General features: G+C 42.6%; 8 protein-coding genes. 3 read left to right on the plus strand and 5 right to left on the minus strand.

Annotation, left to right across the window (positions count from 1 at the left end; translation table 11 throughout):
• The first annotated feature begins 349 nt into the window (after positions 1 to 349).
• Positions 350 to 640, plus strand: coding sequence for a hypothetical protein (locus QUA47_RS30135; protein ID WP_333433521.1), 291 nt, complete (start codon positions 350 to 352; stop codon positions 638 to 640).
• A gap of 98 nt (positions 641 to 738) precedes the next feature.
• On the opposite strand, the gene QUA47_RS30140 is transcribed toward QUA47_RS30135, so the two are convergent.
• The 4 genes from QUA47_RS30140 to QUA47_RS30155 all read right to left on the minus strand — a co-directional run bounded on the left by QUA47_RS30140 (position 739) and on the right by QUA47_RS30155 (position 2,853).
• A complete protein-coding gene (locus tag QUA47_RS30140; RefSeq protein ID WP_333433522.1) occupies positions 739 to 1,008 on the minus strand; it encodes a helix-turn-helix domain-containing protein in 270 nt (89 codons plus the stop codon).
• Positions 1,009 to 1,228: 220 nt separating this feature from the next.
• A complete protein-coding gene (locus QUA47_RS30145; protein WP_333433523.1) occupies positions 1,229 to 1,918 on the minus strand; it encodes a hypothetical protein in 690 nt (229 codons plus the stop codon).
• 165 nt (positions 1,919 to 2,083) lie between these two features.
• Positions 2,084 to 2,419: a XisI protein gene (locus tag QUA47_RS30150; RefSeq protein ID WP_015179643.1), complete on the minus strand. Its 336-nt coding sequence runs from the start codon at positions 2,417 to 2,419 to the stop codon at positions 2,084 to 2,086.
• Positions 2,407 to 2,853, minus strand: coding sequence for a XisH family protein (locus tag QUA47_RS30155; protein ID WP_015179644.1), 447 nt, complete (start codon positions 2,851 to 2,853; stop codon positions 2,407 to 2,409). Before QUA47_RS30155 ends, QUA47_RS30150 begins: the two co-directional genes overlap by 13 nt.
• A 209-nt stretch (positions 2,854 to 3,062) precedes the next feature.
• On the opposite strand from QUA47_RS30155, the gene QUA47_RS30160 reads away from it, so the two are divergent.
• Positions 3,063 to 3,896 (plus strand): DUF3037 domain-containing protein, encoded by an 834-nt coding sequence (locus QUA47_RS30160; RefSeq protein WP_333433524.1) that lies wholly within the window; start codon positions 3,063 to 3,065, stop codon positions 3,894 to 3,896.
• 382 nt (positions 3,897 to 4,278) lie between these two features.
• Here QUA47_RS30160 and QUA47_RS30165 read toward each other — a convergent pair whose 3' ends face one another.
• Complete coding sequence (locus QUA47_RS30165; protein WP_333248979.1) at positions 4,279 to 4,410, minus strand: hypothetical protein; 132 nt, start codon at positions 4,408 to 4,410, stop codon at positions 4,279 to 4,281.
• A 78-nt stretch (positions 4,411 to 4,488) separates the two neighbouring features.
• On the opposite strand from QUA47_RS30165, the gene QUA47_RS30170 reads away from it, so the two are divergent.
• Positions 4,489 to 5,022: a hypothetical protein gene (locus tag QUA47_RS30170; protein WP_333433525.1), complete on the plus strand. Its 534-nt coding sequence runs from the start codon at positions 4,489 to 4,491 to the stop codon at positions 5,020 to 5,022.
• Positions 5,023 to 5,315 lie beyond the last annotated feature (293 nt).

Genomic DNA, 5,315 nt, shown 5'->3' on the forward strand with positions numbered 1-5,315 from the left:
TGTTTTTTTTAGCAATTGAATTCACCTCTATTCCAGATACACACAATAGAGTTATTTTGTCAATGCGTAAGTCCTAGCTAAATACCCTCAAGCAGAGATTGAAGTTTCGGCGATGGACGAACATCGCTTGGGACTGCTACCAGTATTGCGCCGAGTCTGGACGCTGGTTGGGGAACAACGAGCGTGGCGAGGTCAAACATCAATACAAGTGGCTGTGGGTTTATAGTTTTGTCCACCCCGAGTCAGGAGAAACTTATTGGTGGTTGCTGCCGTTTGTCAACACTCAACTGTTTAATCGGGTGTTGGCCGATTTTGCACGAGAGTATTTGAATGGGGTCCAGATAAACGAGTGCTGCTGGTCGTTGACCAAGCTGGATGGCATCAGTCTCAAGAGCTAGTGATTCCTGAAGGCATTGATTTGTTCGAGCTGCCATCACATTCTCCCGAATTACAGCCAGCAGAACCATTGTGGCCACTTACTAATGAAGTCGTAGCCAATTGCTCACCCCAAAATCTTGACGAGTTAGAAGAGCTGTTGGTCTATCGTGGTCAGCAATTGCTCGGTCAACAAGACTTGATTCGCGGACTGACTTGTTTTCATTGGTGGCCTTTGACTCGCCGACCGTTGACAATTAATTGAGTTCGATGAGTTCGAGGTCCTCACCCAGAGCCGCTCTGGAGTGGTCTCCCGTACAAATTAAAATTCGGTCGCCCGAATTCAAGTTCGAGCGCCCGAATTCAAGTTCGAGCGCCCGAATTAATATTATAAGTAATTACCCGAACCTGATATAAATTACTGATCCACTCAGCAACTTTACGACTGTTCCACAATCCTCCATCAGCAGTCGGAGTTCGTAAAGTTTCCAAAAGTTGTGCTTGTTCAACAACAGAGAGTAAAGGTGGAGTGCCCGGATGTTGATGACGTTTGTCTTTCAACCCATTAGCACCTAATTGATTGTAGCGACGAACTTTCGCGATAGATAGAGTTACGGCAGTAACCAGTGACATCCGCGACATCTTCTGTCACTCGTCGAGTTGCCAAAAGCCAAATTATTGGGTAGCGCGTCCGTTCAATTGGGTCTGACGCTTGACGATAAAGTTTAGACAACGGGCGAGGAGGTTTGATGAGGCTCTAACTTGAGGCGTTTAGGCATGACTTGTCCTCGTTGCACTCTTGACGCTCTTTCAGTATATCATTCCGGTGCAACCGGAATTGATATTACTTGTATCAAAGGAATCTTTTTTTTTGAGTCATAGCTTGCACAGATGTATGAAGGTTTCCTAATTGAATCTTTGTTTTTTTGCCAATAAAACGCTGACCTGTAGTAATCACTGTATAAGGTTTGACTGTCAGCACTTGAGTGCTGGTATTATACGAATTCGGCTTCATCAATTCTTCATAAGTAGTGACAAGATTAACTGTTCGCAGGTATCCAGGGTCTTCCAACGACAGTTTTTCTCCTTCTTTTTTGATATTTTTATAAGCTTTTTCTAAGTTAGAAAATAAAATTAGAGCTATCCCCATAGATTGTGGATTCACTGTACCAGGAATCGCTACCCATTCGAGACTTCCCAGAATTTCCCCTTGATCCTCTTTTAGGTGAGTAAATATCCAAGGCATATCTACCAAATTAATTGTTTCGCTTTGGGTAATCACTCCAATTTCATTAATTACGACAGGATTATAGCTTTTATTTATAACTTTAAGCAACAAATAATTTATTAAAGGCTGTTGTATTGCTGGCAAGCTATCACGGTCACGTTCAACTGTAACTATTATTTTGATTCTATCTTTATTCAAGTCATAAATAAATCTAATTACAGTAATTAATATAAGTAAAGTAGTAGTAAACGCAGTATATTCTTGAAATTGAATCGGTGTTAAAGATGATAGCCACGATTTTAAAATATCAAACATTATGTAATTCCTCTGCGATCAATGCTTCGGCAAGAGCTAGATTGGTAAAGTCATATAGCTAGGGCTAGCTAGTAGGGTGCGTCAGTTGTAAATCCTTGGCTAACAGCGATAATTTTCTCCCTGATGCACACTACTTGTATTGTGCTTAGCACGACCGGCATTGTTTTATGCAGCAACAAGGACTTGATCGGGTGACAGAAAAGCTAAGATGATATCGTTTTGAGGAATGCCTTCCTCAATTAAATCTTGGGTAATGCCGCATTCCATACCGTCATATTCAATGTAGATTTTACCAGCTTCCAACGTGATATAAATGAGGTTTCCTCTGATTCGCCGCCCCCGATCCCAACCAACTTGCATCAAGGCGTAGCGATCGTGAGTTTCGTCAAACACGGGATCAAGTCGGATCTCTCCGTGAGAAGGCTTTAATTGGGCATATTTCCCGATTACCTGTTTGACAATTTCTCGGTATGTGGTTGCATTATCCGTTAAGTTATCCATTGTTGAACCTCTATTTTTTCTAAATCGATTACTACCAAATTTAAGGGTATTTCTGTAATGGCGAGTTCGCCAATAGGTTCGCTGAAAATGCCGTTATAGGCCAGAGTGGGGACGGCTAAATAAATTATCCGTTCTGGGTCAACTTGGCCTAGCAATAACCGATAGAGTATATATTGACCAAGAGCTTGTTCCAGATCGGCAATAGGTGACACTCCTCGAAATTCTTTAATTTCAATGGCGATGCGGGTATTTTCTCGCTTTGCGCCAATAAAACGCCCTTCTATTTTGTTGTTGACTTCGGACGCTGCCGCTGCCAAGTCTACAAAGAGAAATCGCTCTCCGTAAGAAATTACATAGGGGTCGTTAGTGATTTCCCAACCATCTTTTATCAGCGCTTCTTTAACGATATTATGGATTGTATCTCTTGCCGGCATTCTTTCCTCAAATTGTCTCGGTTCGCTTTTGCTGAGTTGATGTAATTATTCGTAAATTTTGTTTGGCGAATATGTCATTTTTTATTAACTACTTGACAAAGCAGGAGATAATGTGTTACAACAAGCGCCCCAAGCTGAACAAAACTCCTATTTGTGTGATAATTGCAATTTTATCACAGATGAGATTTGCATAGAGGGAGGCAAAAGCAATGGCAAGCAGATATAGTATCGTTCAATACGTCCCCAATCCCATCGCTGACGAACGGATTAATATTGGTGTTGTTGCTTTTGATGACAATGATGTGCGCGTACAATTTTTGAATAATTGGAGTCGAGTGCAAGCTTTTGGGCGTGAAGATATTCATTTTATCAGAGACTTTGCGAAACGAATGAACTTCGCCGCCAGGGAGGGTTTGCTTTTCCCCGGAGATGAGCCAGATGGCACTCCTAAACATGAGCGCTTAAAAAAAATTGCACGGGGTTGGATTAACAGTATTCAATTCACAGAACCTCGCGGCTCTTTAGATAATGTCGAGAATTTATTAGAAGATATCGCGCAGACTTACCTGATAAATGTAGTTCCTACAAAAACTAAGCGAAATCGCCAAGATGCGGCGAGAATTACAACTTCTATAATTAGAACAACTCTTAGATCCTCTGATGATAAACCTGCTTTAAAAGAAATGCTAAAAAATGATTTTCCTGTAAAAGGAAGTCATAAAAAACACAAGTTTGATGCGGTTGTTGCTAACGGTCAACCTTACTTTGCCGCCCACGGAATATCCTTTGAGGTTCACATTCCTGAAAGTCTCCAAGATTCTATTTCTTGGATGATTTTAGATGTTAAAGAATCTGACACTAAATTGCATATAGGAATTGTTGCACTTCGCCCAAAACAAGAGTGGCAGGATTATGAAAAACTAAACAAAGTGTATCAAACAACTATCTCAACTTACAGGAGTTTGGGGGCGGAAGTTTTGCAAGAAAATGAAGTACAACCTTGGGCCTCTCAGACTATTGATAAGTTAGTTGCAATGGTGTGAGTAGGGTGCGTCAGTCATCAATTCTTTGCTATTAGCGATAAATCTTCCCCTGACGCACCTTACAGATTACAGACTATCAGGAAAACCGGGCATACTAGGCGGCTTATCTGCAACTTTTTTGCGCGATTTAGATGATGTCTTTTTACCTCCTTTCGCCTTCCCCTCGGCCGCTTTCCCTCCCAGAATTTCCTCTTGATAGCGTTTCAGATTCAATTCAAGCAACCTCGCTAACACTTCAACGTGTATTTCTTCGGGCCATCGATACCGCCAAGGTTTTTTCTTCTGGCGTTTGCTACTTTCTTCCCCTTCCTCTTCTTCTTCGTAGTCGAGGATGAATTCGCAGTCGGTGGGGATGTCTGTCCAACCGTAGGCGTTTAATGTTTTATGATACGGCTCGATCGCATTCTTGATGCAGTTGGCGCAGTTTTATTATATCCGGGTGGCGTTCGTCCGGGTTGTGGAAGCGGTTGTAAGTGTCGGTGAGTCCCTGGTTGGGAGCTCTACGGGGGAACATCGATGAATCAAAAACGCGACAATCAGCCTTATCAAATCAAAGGGGTTGAGGCTCTGTTAGGAACCAGCGACAGCGAAGATGTCGCATCCTCCCTTGTCTCAATACACAAAATTGTCCTGCCACCGCAGCAACCGCGCCGCTCACCCGGAACGCATGGGTGTGGATAACGTTATCCACAGCTCGGATTGGCAAATAGTAAGCGATATATTTGCACTCGTCGGGAAGTACACTCCAGAGAGTTTCCGAACCAATCGCCTCCCTTTGCTGAACCTGCCAGATGATGTGATTGGAGCGCTGCGGAAAGGACGGATTGAGTATACCAAAGCCAGAGCGATCGCCCTAGTTAAGGATAGCTCCGATCGCTCCCAATTACTAGAGGAGGCGATCGCTCTCGACCTCTCTCTGACCCAAATCAAACAGCGCATTGCCGATTTAAAAGCGAACAGTACAGGGGAGGCGACTGCACCAAATCACTCACTTAAAAGTCGCGTAGATACAGCTTTGCAGCGAGTGAAAAAGTCTAAGGTTTGGGATGACCCCAAAAAGCAAAAGAAACTAGAGAAGCTGTTAGCTGAACTGGAAGCTTTGGTGGGTGAGGGATTGGAAAAATGAAGCTGATTTTAAAGTAAAGCTACATGAACTACCTACACTGTGCCTTGCGGGTACGGCGTTTTATGGCAGCGTTGATGATAAAAAGCCTCTCAAAACAATTGATGTATTTGACTGCGCTGCACGTCGATTTCCGAATGCAGCGCATATATGGCTTGAGCGACTTGAAAGTATCTCAAAGGCGAGTATAAGTAGTTAGACAGAATTAATTACACAAATACATATAGCAATCCTATATGAATTGTGAAAAGGCATCAAATCTTTTCAAGTTAGGAAAATTGAAAAGATTATATTTA

This window comes from Microcoleus sp. MON2_D5 (assembly GCF_036701905.1).
Taxonomy (GTDB): domain Bacteria; phylum Cyanobacteriota; class Cyanobacteriia; order Cyanobacteriales; family Microcoleaceae; genus Microcoleus.

Excerpts from the sequence above, each read along its gene's own strand:
- QUA47_RS30140 (WP_333433522.1), bottom strand. The coding sequence starts at position 1,008 with ATGTCACTGGTTACTGCCGTAACTCTATCTATCGCGAAAGTTCGTCGC.
- QUA47_RS30145 (WP_333433523.1), bottom strand. The coding sequence starts at position 1,918 with ATGTTTGATATTTTAAAATCGTGGCTATCATCTTTAACACCGATTCAA.
- QUA47_RS30150 (WP_015179643.1), bottom strand. The coding sequence starts at position 2,419 with ATGGATAACTTAACGGATAATGCAACCACATACCGAGAAATTGTCAAA.
- QUA47_RS30155 (WP_015179644.1), bottom strand. The coding sequence starts at position 2,853 with ATGCCGGCAAGAGATACAATCCATAATATCGTTAAAGAAGCGCTGATA.
- QUA47_RS30160 (WP_333433524.1), top strand. The coding sequence starts at position 3,063 with ATGGCAAGCAGATATAGTATCGTTCAATACGTCCCCAATCCCATCGCT.
- QUA47_RS30165 (WP_333248979.1), bottom strand. The coding sequence starts at position 4,410 with ATGTTCCCCCGTAGAGCTCCCAACCAGGGACTCACCGACACTTACAAC.
- QUA47_RS30170 (WP_333433525.1), top strand. The coding sequence starts at position 4,489 with ATGTCGCATCCTCCCTTGTCTCAATACACAAAATTGTCCTGCCACCGC.